This is a genomic window from Streptomyces sp. NPDC055815 (assembly GCF_053616475.1).
Window position 1 is genome coordinate 47,951 of record NZ_JBSHDU010000009.1, and the last position, 16,218, is coordinate 64,168.

14 protein-coding genes are annotated in these 16,218 nt (G+C 72.7%); 4 read left to right on the top strand and 10 right to left on the bottom strand.

Annotation, left to right across the window (positions count from 1 at the left end):
* Positions 1-168 precede the first annotated feature (168 nt).
* Positions 169-2,190 carry a beta-galactosidase gene (locus ACWGN5_RS09020; protein WP_453512663.1) on the top strand — a complete coding sequence of 674 codons (2,022 nt, stop codon included), beginning with the start codon at positions 169-171 and terminating at the stop codon, positions 2,188-2,190.
* A 124-nt stretch (positions 2,191-2,314) separates the two neighbouring features.
* On the top strand, positions 2,315-3,895 hold the full coding sequence (locus ACWGN5_RS09025) for a glycoside hydrolase family 53 protein (protein WP_453512666.1): 1,581 nt from the start codon (positions 2,315-2,317) through the stop codon (positions 3,893-3,895).
* Positions 3,896-3,956: 61 nt separating this feature from the next.
* Here ACWGN5_RS09025 and dgoD read toward each other — a convergent pair whose 3' ends face one another.
* The 5 genes from dgoD to ACWGN5_RS09050 form a co-directional block, all read right to left on the bottom strand.
* Entirely contained in the window at positions 3,957-5,102 is a 1,146-nt protein-coding gene (dgoD, locus tag ACWGN5_RS09030; RefSeq protein WP_453512669.1) for a galactonate dehydratase, read from the bottom strand.
* 37 nt (positions 5,103-5,139) lie between these two features.
* A complete protein-coding gene (locus ACWGN5_RS09035; protein WP_453512671.1) occupies positions 5,140-5,892 on the bottom strand; it encodes an SDR family NAD(P)-dependent oxidoreductase in 753 nt (250 codons plus the stop codon).
* A 31-nt stretch (positions 5,893-5,923) separates the two neighbouring features.
* On the bottom strand, positions 5,924-6,874 hold the full coding sequence (locus ACWGN5_RS09040; protein WP_453512674.1) for a sugar kinase: 951 nt from the start codon (positions 6,872-6,874) through the stop codon (positions 5,924-5,926).
* Positions 6,871-7,509, bottom strand: a complete 639-nt coding sequence (locus tag ACWGN5_RS09045; protein WP_453512676.1) for a bifunctional 4-hydroxy-2-oxoglutarate aldolase/2-dehydro-3-deoxy-phosphogluconate aldolase — start codon at positions 7,507-7,509, stop codon at positions 6,871-6,873. Before ACWGN5_RS09045 ends, ACWGN5_RS09040 begins: the two co-directional genes overlap by 4 nt.
* A gap of 185 nt (positions 7,510-7,694) precedes the next feature.
* Complete coding sequence (locus tag ACWGN5_RS09050) at positions 7,695-8,600, bottom strand: SMP-30/gluconolactonase/LRE family protein (protein WP_453512677.1); 906 nt, start codon at positions 8,598-8,600, stop codon at positions 7,695-7,697.
* A 148-nt stretch (positions 8,601-8,748) separates the two neighbouring features.
* Here ACWGN5_RS09050 and ACWGN5_RS09055 point away from each other — a divergent pair, with 148 nt between their 5' ends.
* A complete protein-coding gene (locus tag ACWGN5_RS09055; protein ID WP_453512679.1) occupies positions 8,749-10,026 on the top strand; it encodes an ROK family protein in 1,278 nt (425 codons plus the stop codon).
* Position 10,027: 1 nt separating this feature from the next.
* Here ACWGN5_RS09055 and ACWGN5_RS09060 read toward each other — a convergent pair whose 3' ends face one another.
* Both ACWGN5_RS09060 and ACWGN5_RS09065 read right to left on the bottom strand, forming a co-directional pair.
* On the bottom strand, positions 10,028-10,798 hold the full coding sequence (locus ACWGN5_RS09060; protein WP_453512681.1) for an IclR family transcriptional regulator: 771 nt from the start codon (positions 10,796-10,798) through the stop codon (positions 10,028-10,030).
* Positions 10,799-10,917: 119 nt separating this feature from the next.
* A complete protein-coding gene (locus ACWGN5_RS09065; RefSeq protein ID WP_453512683.1) occupies positions 10,918-11,220 on the bottom strand; it encodes an antibiotic biosynthesis monooxygenase in 303 nt (100 codons plus the stop codon).
* A gap of 361 nt (positions 11,221-11,581) precedes the next feature.
* Between ACWGN5_RS09065 and ACWGN5_RS09070 the strand changes: the two genes are divergently transcribed.
* Positions 11,582-11,971, top strand: a complete 390-nt coding sequence (locus tag ACWGN5_RS09070) for a hypothetical protein (RefSeq protein WP_453512685.1) — start codon at positions 11,582-11,584, stop codon at positions 11,969-11,971.
* Here the strand turns inward: ACWGN5_RS09070 and ACWGN5_RS09075 are convergent.
* The 3 genes from ACWGN5_RS09075 to ACWGN5_RS09085 all read right to left on the bottom strand — a co-directional run bounded on the left by ACWGN5_RS09075 (position 11,934) and on the right by ACWGN5_RS09085 (position 16,131).
* Positions 11,934-12,401, bottom strand: a complete 468-nt coding sequence (locus ACWGN5_RS09075; protein ID WP_453512687.1) for a pyridoxamine 5'-phosphate oxidase family protein — start codon at positions 12,399-12,401, stop codon at positions 11,934-11,936. The genes ACWGN5_RS09070 and ACWGN5_RS09075 overlap by 38 nt on opposite strands.
* A gap of 41 nt (positions 12,402-12,442) precedes the next feature.
* Positions 12,443-14,452 carry a fibronectin type III domain-containing protein gene (locus ACWGN5_RS09080; RefSeq protein WP_453512690.1) on the bottom strand — a complete coding sequence of 670 codons (2,010 nt, stop codon included), beginning with the start codon at positions 14,450-14,452 and terminating at the stop codon, positions 12,443-12,445.
* 179 nt (positions 14,453-14,631) lie between these two features.
* Entirely contained in the window at positions 14,632-16,131 is a 1,500-nt protein-coding gene (locus tag ACWGN5_RS09085; protein WP_453512692.1) for a carboxylesterase/lipase family protein, read from the bottom strand.
* Positions 16,132-16,218: the final 87 nt, after the last annotated feature.

The window sequence follows — 16,218 nt, forward strand, 5'->3', positions numbered from 1 at the left end:
CCGGTCATGCATCTGTGAGCGTTCACAGTAGAGAAATGTTCCGGACACTTGTCAATGGTTGTTCGTGTGCGGTTATGTTGCGTTGCCACATCGAGATCGACTGTGTGCACGTTCCCAGAAACGTCCCGGACATCCCCGTTCCAACTCCCCAGGTTTCAGGAGAGACTCATGCCGCAGACCACTCCCAAGGGCCTGCATCGGCTCGCGTTCGGCGGGGACTACAACCCCGAACAGTGGCCGGAAGGCGTATGGCAGGAGGACGTCCGGCTGATGCGCGAGGCCGGCGTCACCATGGTGAGCGTCGGGATCTTCTCCTGGGCCCTGCTCGAACCCGAGCCCGGCCGCCACGACTTCGGCTGGCTCGACCGCGTCCTCGACCTGCTGCACGAGAACGGCGTCCGCGTCGACCTCGGCACCCCCACCGTGGCGCCGCCCGCCTGGTTCTACCGCGCCCACCCCGAGGCCCTGCCCGTCACCGCCGAGGGCGTCCGCCTCTCGTACGGCTCACGCGGGGCGATCTGCCACAGTTCGCCCGCCTACCGCACGGCCGCCGCCGGGATCACCACCGCGCTCGCCCAGCGGTACGGCAGCCACCCGGCGCTCGCCCTCTGGCACGTCCACAACGAGTACGGCGTCCCCGTCAGCGCCTGCTACTGCGACAACTGCGCCGCCCACTTCCGCCGCCGGCTCCACGAGACGTACGGCTCCGTGGACGCCGTGAACGAGGCCTGGGGCACCGCCTTCTGGGGCCAGCGCTACGGCACGTACGAGGAGATCGACCCACCCCGCGCCACCCCCACCGTCGGCAACCCCGCCCAGCAGCTCGATTACCGCCGCTTCGCCGACGCCACCATCCGGGAGAACTTCCGGATGGAACGGGACATCCTCCACGAACTGACCCCGGACATCCCCGTCACCACCAACTTCATGACCGCGCTCAGCCAGTGCGACTCGATCGACTACTGGGCCTGGGGCCGCGAGGTCGACCTCGTCACCAACGACCACTACCTCATCACCGACGGCCGCCGCACCCACGTCAACCTGGCCATGGCCGCCGACCTCACCCGCTCCGTCGCCGGCGGCGCGCCCTGGCTGCTCCTGGAGCACTCCACCTCCGGCGTGAACTGGCAGGCCCGCAACCCGGCCAAGCGCCCCGGCGAGATGGCCCGCAACTCCCTCGCCCACGTCGCCCGCGGCTCCGAGGGCGCGATGTTCTTCCAGTGGCGCCAGTCCCGGCGCGGCGCCGAGAAGTTCCACTCCGCGATGGTCCCGCACGGCGGCACCGACACCCGGATCTGGCGCGAGGTCGTCGCCCTCGGCGCCGGCCTGGAGGCCCTGGAGGAGGTGCGGGGCAGCCGGACCGTCCCGGACGTCGCCATGGTCTGGGACTGGCACTCCTGGTGGGCGCAGAACCTGGAATGGCGGCCGAACGCGGCCCACGAGGCCCGCGAGCGCGCCGACAGCTTCTACGAGACCCTCTACGACCGGCACCTCACCGTCGACTTCGCCCACCCCGAGTCCGACCTGTCGGCCTACCCGCTCGTCGTCGTGCCCGCGCTCTACCTCACCACCGAGGCCGCCGGACAGAACCTCCGCGAGTACGTCGAGAACGGCGGCACCCTCGTCGTCTCGTACTTCTCCGGGATCGTCGACGAGCACGACGCCGTGCACCCCGGCGCCTACCCGGGCGCCCTGCGCGAGGTCCTCGGCCTCACCGTGGACGAGTGGTCCCCGCTCCTGGACGACCAGCGCGTGACGGTCCGCGGGCCGGACGGCGCCACGCTCACCGGAGACGTCTGGACCGAGTTCGTCCGCCCGCGCGGGGCCCAGACCGTGTGGTCGTACGCGGACGGCCCGGCCGCCGGCGGGCCCGCCGTCACCCGGCACCGGCTCGGCCGGGGCACCGCCTGGTACGTCTCCACCCGTCTCGACGCGGCCTCGCTCGACGCGATCCTCGCCGCCGCCTGCGAGGACGCCGGGATCGCCCCGCGCACCGCGCTCCCGCACGACGTGGAGGTCGTGCACCGCGCGGGTGCCGACGCCCGGTACGTCTTCGCCCTCAACCACTCCGCCGAGGACGCCGAGGTGACGTTGGACGGCTCCGGCACGGAGCTCCTCCACGGCGACACGGCGGACGGCAAGCTCACCGTCCCGGCCGGGGCCGTCAGGGTCGTACGCCTCGACGCCTGAGCCCACTCCCCCCTGAACTCCCCGGGGGCGGCCCGCACCCGCTGCGCCGCCCCCGGGTGAGCCGTACCACCGCAAGGAACCACCGCACGCCCCTCACATCCGCCACCGTCGAAGGGACTCGACGATGCACCCCCTCCGCAGCCGCATCCGCCTGCGCGCCACGGCCCTCGCCGCCGCGCTCGGCGCCCTGCTCCTGGCCCCGCTGCCCGCGGCGCAGCACGCCGAAGCGGCCTCCACCCTCACCAACGCGGGCTTCGAGGCCGACGGCACCGGCACCGCCACCCCCTCCGGCTGGTCCACCTACTCCGCCGCCGGACAGAACTCCGCCTCCTTCACCGAGGCCGGCGGCCACAGCGGCGGCCACCGCCTGAGCCACTGGTCCTCCGCCGCCTACAAGGTGGAGACGTACCAGTACCTGACCGGTCTCACCGACGGCAGCTACACCCTCAGCGCCTGGGTGCGCTCCGGCGGCGGGCAGAACTCCGCCTACCTCGCCCTGCGCAACTGCGGCTCCGCCGAGCAGCGCACCGACCTGCCGGTGACGTCGAGCGGCTGGATACGGATCGTCACCCCGGTCACGGTCGTCGGCGGGGCCTGCACGATCAGCGTCAACTCGGATGCCCACGCGGGCAATTGGATCAACGTCGACGACCTCACCTTCACCCCGGGCACGAGCGGGCTCAGCGTGAAGGGCGTCGACCTGTCCGCGCTGAAGAAGAGCGAGGACCTCGGCGGCACCTACAGGTCGAGCTCCGGCACCACCGGCGACCCGGTCGCCCTCCTGAAGAACTCCGGCGCCAACTACGGCCGTCTCAAGGTGTGGGTGAACCCGGCGGACGGCTACAACGACAAGGCGCGCGTCCTCGCGACCGCGAAGCGGATCAAGGCGCAGGGCATGAAGCTCCTCGTCGACTTCCACTACTCCGACGTCTGGGCCGACCCCGGCGCCCAGACCAAGCCCGCCGCCTGGTCGGGCCACTCGTACACCCAGCTCAAGACCGACGTCTACAACCACACCTACGACGTCCTCAACGCCCTCAAGGCGCAGGGCACCACGGCCGACATGGTGCAGATCGGCAACGAGATCAACACCGGCATGCTGTGGCCGGAGGGCTCCACGAGCAACTGGACCCAGCTCGCCGGCCTGCTCAAGTCCGGGATCTCCGCCGCCAAGACGGTCTCGTCGAGCACTCAGATCGCCCTGCACCTCGCCAACGGCGGCGACAACGCGCTGTACCGCACGTGGTTCGACAACGCGACGGCGCAGGGCGTGGGTTACGACGTGATCGCGCTGTCCTTCTACGGCTACTGGCACGGCGCGCTGTCCTCGCTCCAGGCCAACCTCGACGACGTCTCGGCGCGTTACGGCAAGAAGGTGCTGGTCGCGGAGACCGCCTACCCGTTCCGTCTGGACAGCGAGGACGCCCACGAGAACATCATCGACCTCTCCTCCGAGCTGGTCTCCGGCTATCCGGCGAGCAGCGCGGGCCAGACGGCCTGGCTGCGGGACGTCATGAACGTCGTCGAGGCCGTGCCGAACGGCCGCGGCCTCGGCGTCGTGTACTGGGAGCCCACCTGGACGGCCGTCGCGGGCAACGGCTGGGACCCGGCCGACCCGGCCTCGGGCAACGGCTGGGAGAACCAGGCGCTGTTCGACTACGACAACAGGCTGCTGCCGGCGGCGGGCGTGCTCGCGCACCGCTGACCCGTTCGCCGTGCCGAAGGGGCGGGCCCGTGCGGGAGCCCGCCCCTTCCGTGCGCCCTGGCTACCACTCGGCCAGCGAGCCGTCGTCGCGGCGCCAGGCCGGGTTGCGCCAGCGATGCCCGACCTCGGCGGCCCGCTCGACGGCCTTCGCGTCGACCTCGATCCCGAGACCGGGGCCGGTCGGCAGGGCCACGTGCCCGTCCTCGTACCGGAAGACCGTGGGGTCGACGAGGTAGTCGAGCAGGTCGGAGCCGGTGTTGTAGTGGATGCCGAGGCTCTGCTCCTGGATCAGGAGGTTCGGCGCGGCGAAGCCGACCTGGAGGCAGGAGGCGAGCGCGATCGGGCCCAGCGGGCAGTGCGGGGCGAGGGAGACGTCGTACGCCTCCGCCATCGCGGCGATCCTGCGGACCTCCGAGATGCCGCCCGCGTGCGACAGGTCGGGCTGCGCGACGGCGATGCCCTGGGCGAGGACCTTCTTGAAGTCCCACCGGGAGTAGAGGCGTTCGCCCGTCGCGATGGGGATCGAGGTGGAGCGGACGATGTCGCCGATGTGGTCGCTCATCTCGGGGACGACCGGCTCCTCCACGAAGAAGGGCAGGTACGGCTCCAGGAGCGGCAGGACCCGGCGGGCCATCGGGGCGGTGAGGCGGCCGTGGAAGTCGATCGCGATGTCGAACTCGTCGCCGACGGCCTCGCGGATGGACGCGACGCGGTCCACGATCCCCTGCGTGGCCGCGGGGGTGTCGATGAGCCGCAGCTGGGCGGAGGCGTTCATCTTGATCGCGGTGAAGCCCTCGTTCTTACGGGCCAGGGCCTCGCTCGCGACCTCGTCGGGGCGGTCGCCGCCGATCCAGCTGTAGACGCGTGCGCGGTCGCGGACGTTGCCGCCGAGGAGCTGCCAGACGGGGACCCCGAGGGCCTTGCCGGTGATGTCCCAGAGGGCCTGGTCGATGCCGGCGACGGCGCTGGAGAGGACCGGGCCGCCGCGGTAGAAGCCGCCCTTGGTGAGGACCTGCCAGTGGTCCTCGATCTTCATCGGGTCCTGGCCGATCAGATAGTCGGAGAGCTCCTCGACGGCGGCGGCGACGGTGTGGGCGCGGCCCTCGACGACGGGCTCGCCCCAGCCGGTGATGCCCTCGTCGGTGTCGATCCGGAGGAAGCACCAGCGGGGGGCGACGAGGTAGGTGCGCAGGGCGGTGATCTTCACGGGGATTCTCTCTTCACTCGCGTTCCTTCGGAGTCCTTCACTTCGACTCCTTCTTCACGGTCCAGCCGCCGTCGACGACCAGGTCCGTTCCGGTGATGTAGGCGGCGTCGGCGGAGGCCAGGAAGGCGACGGCGGCCGCGACCTCCTCGGGGCGGCCGAGCCGGGAGAGGGCGGTGGCGTCGGCGGAGATCCGCCGCCCCTCCTCGTCGACGTCGTTCCACACGTCGGTGAGGATCGGGCCCGGCAGCACCGAGTTGAAGCGGACCTCGGGCCCGTACTCGACGGCGAGCTGGCGGACGAGCGCGCACATCCCGCCCTTCGCGGCGGCGTACGCGGCGTAGCCGGGCAGACCGAAGGCGGCGTGCACGCTGGAGGTGGCGACGAGGCTGCCGCGCTCGGCGCGCAGGTCGTCGAGGAAGACGCGGGTGGCGAAGTAGAGGGCGCGCAGGTTCACGGCCAGCTCCCGGTCCCAGGTGGCGACGGGGAGTTCGTGGGCCGCGGCCAGGGTGTGGATGAAGGCGTTGCTGTGCAGGACGCTCACGGGGCCGAAGCGGGTGTGGGCCTCTTCCCGGAGGGCCTTCCAGTCGGCTTCGGAGGCGACGTCGCAGCGGACGTAGGCGGCGCGGCCGCCGGCGGCGCGGATGGCGGCGGCGACGGCCTCGCCCGCCTCGTCGGCGATGTCGGAGACGAGCACCGCGGCGCCTTCGGCGGCGAGCCGGACGGCGCTGGCGGCGCCGATGCCGGAGGCCGCGCCGGTGACGACGGCGGTCTGTCCGGAGAAACGGTTCATGGGAGTGGGTTCCTGGTGTCTGCGGGGAGGGTCAGCGGGTGATGTCCTGGGCCGAGAGGAGACCGAGCTCGGTGCGGCGCGGGAGGCCCTCCCAGTCGCCCGGTACGGAGACGGCGAAGGCTCCGCAGAGGGCGCCGAGGCGGAGGCGTTCCGCGGGCGGGGCGCCGTCGAGTACGGCGGAGAGGTAGCCGGAGACGAAGGCGTCGCCCGCGCCGACGGGGTCGACGGCGGTGACCGGTACGGCCGGGCGGTGGTGGAGCTCGTCGTCGACGACGGCGAGGGCTCCCCGGGCGCCGAGCTTGAGGACGGTCTGCCGGGGGCCGAGCCGGGCGAGGGCGCGGGCCATCCGCTCGGGCTCCTCCTCCGGCACGAACAGGGCGGCCTCCTCGGGGCCGGCGAAGACGATGTCGGCGTACGGCAGGAGGCGGGCGAGCACGGCGGCGGCCTCGGCGCGGCTCCAGAGCCGTTCGCGGTGGTTGACGTCGAAGGAGACGGTGACCCCGGCGGCGTGGGCGAGGGCGACGGCCTGTTCGACGGCGGCGCGCGCGGTGGTGCTCAACGCCGGGGTGATGCCGGTGACATGGAGGATCCGGGCCCCGGTGATCCGGTCCTCGTCGAGGTCCTCGGGGGCGAGCCGGGAGCCCGCGAGGCCGGACCGGTAGTAGGTGACGCGGAGCCGGTCGACGGTGCGGCGCTCGCGGAGCATCAGGCCGGTGGGGGCGGTCGGGTCGGTGCGGGCGGTGGACACGTCGACGCCTTCGGCACGCAGCCCGGCGAGGACCATCGCGCCGGTGGCGTCGTCGCCGACGCGGCCGGTCCAGGCCGCCGCGTGACCGAGCCGGCTGACCCCGACGGCGACGGTCGCCTCGGCCCCGGCCCAACCGAGGCGCATCGAGGCGCCGTTGGCGAACGGACCGGGCCCGGTGGCGGCGACGACGGCCATGACCTCGCCGAGGGTGACGAGGGCGGGTCCCGTGCTCATCGGCCCATCCCGTCGAGGAACGCGGCGGCGCGCTCGGCCAGGGCCGCGAGGGAACCGCCCTCGCAGGCGTCGCCGACCAGCGGGCTGCCGATGCCGAGGGCGGCGGCCCCGGCGGCGAGGTAGGCGGGGGCGTCGGCGGCGCCGATGCCGCCGGTCGGCACGAGGGGCACGTCGGGCAGCGGCGCGCGGACGGCCCGGAGGTACTCCGGTCCGCCGGTGGCGGCGGGGAAGAGCTTCACCATGCTGGCGCCCGCCCGCCAGGCCGTGAGGATCTCGGTCGGGGTGTACGCGCCGGGCAGCACCGGGACGCCCAGACGGACGGCCTCGGCGATGACCTCGGTGGAGGTGGTCGGAGTGATGAGGTACGTGGCTCCGGCCTCGACCGCCGCCTGCGCCTCGGCGGGCGTGGTGACCGTGCCGGCGCCGAGGGCGAGTCCGGGCGGGGCGTCGGCGGCGTACTCGCGCAGGGCGTCGAGCACGCCGGGGGTGGTGAGGGTGAACTCGGCGGCGCGGACGCCCGATGCCAGGAGCGTGTCGGTGACTTCGGCGAACCGGGTGGCGGAGGCGGAGCGGAGGATCGCGATGACGGGAACGGCGTCGAGGGCGGCGCGCAGCCCGTCGTACGGGGAGGTCATGGGCTTCCTTGTCGGGGGGAGGTGGGGTCGGGGGTCGGCGTACGGGGCCGGTGGCGGCGGCTCGCGTACGGGGAGGGCCTGCGGATCAGCGGTCGGCGTACGGGGCGGGCCTGGGCTACCGGAGTCGGCGTACGGGGCGGGCCGGCCCGCGGATCAGCGGTCCGCGTACGGCAAAGGCCCGCGTTTCAGCGGTCCGCGTACGGCGTCGTCGGCAGGCCCGTCGTCCCCGGGTGGCAGATGAAGAGGCGGCCCGCGTCGGGTTCGGCGCGCAGACGGGTCTCGTCGAGGCCCGCGGTCGCCGTCGTGATGACCAGGACGTCGAGCCCGGGTCCGGCGAAGGCGCAGCTCGTCACGTGGGTGGCGGGGACCTCCACGCGCGCGTGGAGGCTGCCGTCGGGCGCGAAGGCGAGGACTTCGCCGCCTCCCCAGACGGCGACCCAGACGCGGCCCTCGCTGTCGACGGCGAGGCCGTCGGGGACGCCCCGGTCGAAGGCGGCGAAGGGGCGGCGGTCGCTCAGGGCGCCGGTCTCCGGGTCGTAGGCGAAGACGTCGACGCGGCGGGTGGGGCTGTCGGCGTAGTAGAGGCGGGTGCCGTCGGGGCTCCAGCCGAGGCCGTTGGAGACGGTGACGGAGTCGAGCAGGGTGACGAGCCCGTCGCGGTCGAGGCGGTAGAGGGCGCCGGCGCCGGGGCTCTCGTCGTAGGCCATGGTTCCGGCGAGGAGCCGTCCGGCGGGGTCGACGGCCGCGTCGTTCATGCGGCGCGGGAGGCCGTCGTCGGGGAGGACGGGCGCGGCGACCTCGACGGCCTCGGTGACCGGCCGACCGTCCGTCAGGTGCAGGAAGGACGTGCCGGCGGCGGCGAGGAGGGCGCCGGAGGCGCAGGGCAGGACGGCGCCGACGGGCCGGTCGAAGCGGAGGGTGCCGAGGGGTTCGAGGTCCGGCGCCTCCTCGCCGGGAACGAGCGCGGCCCGGTGGACGAGTCCCTCGGGGATGTCCACCCAGAGGAGTTCCTGGCGCCGGGCGTCCCAGACGGGTCCTTCGGTCAGGCGTCCGGGCTGGGGGGTGCAGGGTACGGCCCTGAGGTGGTGCATCTGGCCTCCTCGGTCGGCGTCGGGTGTGGCGCGAGAAAAACTACGGCTTCGTCTAACGGTTGTAAATAACCTCCCCTCCGCTTCTTCCAACCCTTTGAATAAGATCGGTGGCAGGGGTACGGGACAGGCCGAGCGGAGGACAGCACAGATGATCAAGCGGACGTCGCAGGAGATCCGCCGCCTCAACCGCTTCGAGGTCCTGCGCCGCTTCTACGCGGGGGCGGGTGCGATGAGCCGCCAGGACCTCGCGGCGGCGACCGGCCTCTCCTTCGCCACCGTCGCCAACCTCACCGCCGAACTCCTGGAGGCGGGTGTCCTCGTCGAGGCCGGCCACGAGGACTCCAGCGGCGGCCGGCCCCGCGCGCGGCTCGCGGTCAACGCCGAGCGGGGCGCGCTGATCGGCATCGACATCGCCGAGACCGCCGTCCACGCGGAGCTCTTCGACCTGGCCCTGGAGGTCCGCCACTCCGTCGAGCGCCCCCTCCCCCCGGGCGACGTCCGGCCCGCCGACGTGGTCGAGCAGCTCGCGGCCTGCGTCGAGGAGCTCCTGGAGGGGTCGGGGGTGTCCCGCGAGCGGGTCCTCGGGGCGGGCGTGAGCGTGCCGGGCATGGTGGAGCACGAGGGCGGCGTCTCCTCGTACTCCCCGTACTGGTCCTGGCGCGAGGTCCCGCTGCGGGCCCTGCTCGACGAGCGTCTCGGGCTGCCCCTCCGGCTCGACAACCCGCTGCGCGCCAGCACGGTCGCCGAGCTGTGGTTCGGTGCCGGACGGGAGGTCGACGACCTGGTGGTGGTCACCCTGCGCGCCGGTGTCGGCGCCGGGATCGCGATCGACGGGCAGCTCTACCGGGGCTTCACCAACAGCGCGGGCGAGTGGGGCCACACCTGCCTCGCGGTCGACGGCCGGCCGTGCACCTGCGGCAACCGGGGCTGTGTGGAGGCGTACGTCTCCACCCGGGGGATCGCGCAGACCTGGCGCGAACTCGCCCCCGGCGACGAGCGGGCGACGGGCCCGGACGACGCGGCGACGGTCGCAGCGCTGGCGCGCGCGGCGACGGAAGGGGACCCGGTGGCCGAGGCCGTCGTCGACCGGACGGCCCGTCACCTGGGCGCGGCGGTCGCGAATCTGATCAACCTGCTGAACCCCCGGGTGCTCGTCCTCGGCAACCAGGTCGTCGACCTGCTCGGCGAGCGCCTGCTCGACGCCACGTACGAGGCGGTCGGCCGGCACGTCCTGCCGCTGCCGCACCGGGCCGCGACCCTGCGGCGCAGCGCGGTGCCGCACAACGCGGTGACGCGGGGCGCGGCCGCCTTCGCCCTGGAGGGCTTCCTCGACGACCGGGAGGTCTTCGGCCCGGTGAGCCGGATGCGCCAGCCCCGGGACCGGAAGGGCGCGGGCCGCGCGGACGGAGCCGTCGCCGGTACGTGAGTCAGGGCACCGGCCGGTGGCCCAGGCGGGCCGACAGGCCGGCCGCGCCCTTGACGGCGAGGGCGGTGAGTTCGTTCTCCCGGTCGTCGTTCCAGCGGTGCGCCGGCACGGAGACGGACAGCGCCGCGACGATCCGGCCGGAGCGGTTCCGTACGGGTGCGGCGACACAGCTGACGTCGGGGTTCGACTCCTGCTGTTCGACGGCGACGCCGAGGATCCGGATCTCCGCGAGCGCGGCCCTCAGCGCGTCCGGGTCGGTGAGGCTCCGGGGCGTCATGGCGAGGAGTTCGCGCCCTTCGAGGCGCTCGTCGAGCTCGTCCTGGGGAAGGGCGGCGAGCAGCATCTTGCCGACGGCGGTGCAGTGGGCGGGGAGCCGGCGGCCGGCGGCCGAGACCATCCGTACCGCGTGGCTGGAGTCCACCTTGGCGATGTAGATGACGTCCGTGTCCTCCAGGACGGCGACGTGGACGGTCTCGCCGCAGGTGTCGGCGACCTCCCGGGCGACCTGGTGCCCCTCGGCGGCGAGGTCGAGCTGCTCGGCGTACCGGCTGCCGAGCTGGTACGTACGGACGCCGAGCCGGTACCGGCCGGGCTGTTCGGGCGCCGGGACGAGGTAGCTGCGGGCGGTCAGGGTGGTGACCAGCTCGTGGGCGGTGGTGCGCGGCAGCCCGAGCCTGCGGGTGATCTCGGGGGCGGACAGGGTGCCGTCGCCCTGGAGGAAGAGCTCCAGTATGTCGAATGCCCTGGTCACCGCCGGAACGAGTCGTCCCATGGTCCCCACCCCCACCTTCACGCTGTTCGATATCTCGTACGGCGACCGAAATCGCGGACAGAGAGTAGCGCGACCCCCCTCCCGCCCGACACCCCCGCGGACCGCGACCGCCCTCCCCGTCAGTCGGCCTCCGGCTCGGCGAGCAGGTCGTCGACGAGGGCGAGGCGCGTCTCGGGGAAGTACTCCGCGATCGCCTCGCGCATCATGGCCTCGCCTTCCGGATCGGGGGTTCCGCACTTCTCCCGGGTCTCCCGGTCGGGCCAGCGGGCGTACGCCACCCAGGTCCCGTCGTCCGCCCGGTGGAGCCGGGAGCCGTAGCTGCCGCACTCCTGATGGATCGCCACGGTCACCCGGTGCCAGCCGTCCACGAGCAGCTGCTCCTTGCCCGGACGCACCCGCCACCGGTACACCACCGCGAACATATCCCCGCCTCCCTCGTCACGATCGGCGGCCCGCGCCGCCCCCGGCAACGACAGAACTACACCGACCAGTTCACTGTCAAGACTGAACCGTTCGGTAGACCATGCGGCGAGCTATCGAAGCGCTTCGACCCTTTCGTTGCGGGATCACGTGACCGTCACAGGGGCAGCATGAGTCGCTCCGGGGATTCTCGGGGCCGGGTCTCCTGACGTGTAACCCAATACCCTTTGCGGATACGGGAAGTGGATCCGCGGCACACCTTGACACGCCCCTCAGCCCACCGAGCATCGAAGTGCTTCGAAACCCCATCCCCCCGCTCTCCATCAAGGGACTCGCACGTGACCGCACTCCGGCAGCCCTTCCATGACCCGGCCCTCCCCGTGGCCCGCAGGGTCGACGACCTCCTCGACCGGCTCACGGCCGACGAACGCCTCGCCCTGCTCCACCAGTTCACGCCCGGGGCGGCTCGGGGAAGGGGAACTCCTCTACCGTTCCTGCGACTTCGCGGACGGGGTGTCGGAGGCGACGGTGACGGCCGCGGGCGAGGGCACCGTCGAACTGGCCCTCACGGACGGCTCGCTCCTGTCCCGCGTCGAGCTCGCCCCGACGGGCGGTCCGTACACCTGCCGCACCGTCACCACGCGCCTCGACCTCACGGACGTGACCGACCTCCGGGTCCGCCTCGGCGGACCCGTGCGCCTCGCTCAGATCGACTTCACCGCGCCGGCTCCGTCCAGGCGCCGTCCCGCATGAGGTGCCGTCCCACCAGTTCGGGTTCCTCGTGCCAGGCCTGGACCTCGGTGGGGCGGACCCGGAACCAGGAGTAGGCGGGGCCCGAGCCGCGGGGGTCCCAGCCCGTCTTCTTGTGGAACGCGTCCGCCGCCTCCACCGGGACCTGCTCGGGGCCGAAGGTCGTGACCTCGCCGTCGAGCAGGACGACGTCCCGGGTGTGCCCGAGGGCGAGGCGCGCCCGGCCGTTGGCGGCGAGGTTGCGGCCGGTGGGGTTGGAGAGGCGGGTGCACAGCCACAGGTGGGTGCTGTCCCAGAGGAAGGAGAGCGGCACGAGGTACGGCTCCCCGGTCGCGTCCGCCGTGGACACCCAGATGTCCTGTTCCTCGTCGAGCCGGCCGAGCACGTCCCGTATGCGGCGGGCGGTGTCACGTGGGGGCTGAGTGTTCGTCATGAGGGGGAGGCTACCGGGCCCCCGTTCGGGGGCCCGGTGTTTCACTGGGTCAGCGTCGTGCTGTCGAAGAGTTCCCCGGTGTCGCTGTACGCGTTCATGACGAGCTGGGTCGGCGAGACCGAGACCTGCACGTACTCGAACCGCGCCGACCGGTACGCGCTCCAGAACGGCTGGCTCAGGGTGAACTGGTTGAGTCCGTTGCCGCCGCCGCCGGAGACGACGTACGTCACGCCCGCCGCGTTGATCGCACCCGCGCGCAGCGGGTGACTCCGCTCGTAGTTGTGGGAGTTGCCGGAGAGGCAGAGCCTGACCCCGTACTGGTCGAGGAGCGGTACGAGACCGGAGAGGACCGTCGACGAGCTGGAGCTGCTGGTCGTCGAGCTGTAGGGCGGGCGGTGGACGACGCAGATCTTCCACGCCGCCGTCGCGGCGGCGAGGTCGGCGTCGATGAAGGCGCGCTGCGCGGAGCCGGCCGTCAGCGGCTGCTCGCTGTCGACGACGAGGACGTGGAGGTCGCCCCAGTTGTAGCTGTACCAGCGCTGGTTGTTCGGCGACCACAGGTTCCGGGCCGCGGCCCCGTCGCCGTAGTACTCCTTGTTGCCGTTCGCCGGATAGAGGCTCCGGGTCCGGATGACCGGGCCGTACTGCTTGTAGAAGCGGTTGTCGAAGTCGGAGTAGAAGTGCTCCGGATCGGGGTCCTGGGCGTCCGGGTACACGTTGTCGCCGAGCGTCTGCACGAACTGGGCCGACGACGCGTTGATCAGGTTGGCGATGCTCAGCTCCTGCCCCGAGCCGCCTCCGTAGTCGCCGACCGCCGCGAAGGTGAAGGGCGTGCCCGGCGCGGGTGCGGTGGTGAAGCGGTTGCCGGCGAGCGTGGCGTTGCCCGACTTCACCTGGTAGACGTACTCGGTTCCGGGTGCGAGCCCGCCGAGCAGCATGGCGTGCTGCAGCTGCGGAGTGGGGTCGTAGACGCTCTCGGTGAACGAGCCGGCGCCGAAGTCGACGGTGCTGTCGGTCGCGAAGTTGGTCCACCACAGCACGCGCGCGCTCGTCGCGTCGGTCTGGACGACGTACGGGCCGCGGGTGACGATGACGGTTCCGGCCGCCGGGGTGGAGCCGGCCCTCCCGGACGTGAGCGCGGAGACGTTGCCGGCGGAGTCGACGGCCGCGATCCGGTAGGTGTACGACGTCGACGGGGTGAGTCCGTTGTCGGAGTACGTCTTGCGGAGCGGCTCCTCCACCGTGGCGACGAGGACGTTGTTGCGGAAGACCTGGTAGCCGGCGACGTCGCTGGAGCTCGACGAGCCCCAGGTGATGTCGAGCCGGCTGTCGGAGTACCGGCGCACCACCACGCTGCTGTTCGAGACCGCCGAAGGGGCGCTCGTGTCGTTCGAGGTCTTGGTCGTGACGGCGATGGTGGCGGCCGGGCCGACGTGTCCCGCCACGTCGACGGCGCGGACGGCGAACTGGTAGGCGCGGTTGGCGAACAGCTTGCTCGCGGTGTAGCTGGTGCCGCCGTCGGTCGTCGCGATCTGGACCAGGCTCTCGACGGGCGCCCCGACGGCGCCGCGGAGGATCCGGTAGCCGGTGATCTTGGCGACGGCCGTGGACTTGGTCCAGGTGAGCTTGACGCCCGAGGACGTGAGCGAGCTCGTCTTGAGGTTCGTCGGTGCTGTCGGCACTGTGGTGGGATCCGCCTGCTGGGTGAGCACGTCGACGGGCGCCGAGCGTGCCGATTCGACTCCGGCGATCACGGTGCTGACCTCGTACCGGTACGTCGTCGTCGCGGTCAGCCCGGTGTCCTCCAGCAAGGTGCCCGGCTGTTCGGCGATCAGCACGTCGTTCCGGTAGACCCGGTAGGTCTCGGCGCCCGTGACCGCGGTCCAGATCAGTCGTACGGTCGACGAGCTCAGCGCCTGACCGGCGAGCAGCTCCGGTGGCACCGCGTCGGCGGCGCTCGCCGGACGGGGTGAGACGACGACGTCGCCGACGTCCAGCGCCAGTCCGGCCCCGAGGGCATAGGCGACGAAGCTGCGGCGGCTCAGAGCCATGGTCATTTCCTCATCTCGGCCGACACGTCATGTGACCTGTGCGCCACCGGATTCCCCGACCGGGCGGTGATCGACCAGCACAGCCTGACCGCCGGACGGCCCCAGGCCGCCGATTACACCGAAAGCGGCATGTCGCGGACAGGCCCGGCCCCAGGGCCCCGGCTCGTCGCCGAGTCGGCTCACGGGCGCAGGAGGGGGAATGCGGCCCGCTCCCAGAGGATGCGGAGAGCGACCGGCTCGGCCCGGTCCTCCCCCTCCGTCCGCCACACCTTCGTCTGCCCGGTGGTGTCGTCGTACGCCGGCCAGCCCGGGTCGCCCGTGGCGGCGAAGCCGGCCCAGGCGCCCACCATGCGGCGGGCGAGGTCGTGGTCGGCGGCGGTGGGGGCGCCGCCGATGAGGAACGAGACGCAGTCCCTGTCGGCGTTGCCGAAGGCGAAGGGGATGTCCGCGCAGTGCCAGGCCCGCACGGCTCCGTGCGGGCCGCCGCGCCGGCGGTCGAAGCGGGACAGGAACGCCCGGCCGCCTCCTCGGGTCTGCTGCTCGGCGAGCCGGGCGGCGTACTCTCCGAAGAGGAGGTCGCCGAAGACGGCCAGGTAGACGTCGAGCACGGGGGCGCCGGGCAGCGCGGCGCGGTAGCCGTCGACGAGATCTTCGGGCAGCCCGAAGTCCGCGGCGAACCGGTCGAGTTGCTCCTCCGTGGTGACCTTGGCGCAGCTGTTCACCGCGTCGAACAGCCAGTACTCCTCCGTGGTGTGGCAGACGAGGAGGTCCACGTCCCGGCCCGCACCGGCGGCCAGGCCCGTGAGGGGGTCGACGGGCAGGGTGTCGCCGTCGAGGACGGGGGCGTACAGCGAGGGGTCGTAGTGGCGGGATCCGGAGGCCGGGTCCCGCCGGTACGCCTCGACGACCTGGTCGGAGGCGGCGACCAGGGCCTGCGGGCTCGCGGCGGCCAGGCCCTCGGGGGTGGCCGGGCAGCCGGCCGCGGCGGCGATCTCGCGGGTGGTCGCGGCGGCGATGTCGGGCGTGTAGTGGGGGCTGGCGGGGCTGTGGACGACGGCCCGGCGGAACAGGCCGCGCGCCCGGTCCATCACCATGAGGCAGGCGACCGAGGCGCCCCCGGAGGACTGGCCGGCGACCGTGACGTTGCCGGGGTCGCCGCCGAACGCGGCGATGTTTTCCCGCACCCAGCGCAGGGCGGCGATCTGGTCGAGGAGTCCCCGGTTGCCGGGGTACGACGTCTCTTCGGAGTCCGGGAGGTGCCCGAACCCCTCGAAGCCCACCCGGTAGTTGAGGGTGACGACGACGAGACCGGCGCGGGCGAGGGCGTCGCCGTCGAAGTCGGGCTGGGCCGAGGAGCCGAAGGTGTAGGCGCCGCCGTGGATCCAGACCAGGACGGGCAGGGAGCCGCCGTCCGGGGCCGGGGTCCAGACGTTGACGGTGAGGATGTCCTCGTCTCCGGGCGTCCACACGGGCGAGCCGGGCAGCTCCGCCGACTGCGGGGCGATGGGGCCGAAGGCCGTGCAGTCCCGTACGCCGCTCCACGCCTCCGCCGGGGCGGGCTCCCGGAACCGGCGGGGGCCGAACGGCGGTGCGGCGTAGGGGATTCCGAGCACGGCGACGACGTCGTCCGACGCCCGGAAGCCTCGTACCGCACCGCACGTCGTCTTGAAGATGTCCATGGCCTCAGCCTGCCAGCACACCCCTGACCGGCACCAACACCAAGATCATGACGATTGACACACCGATGATGTCAATGACCGTGCCCT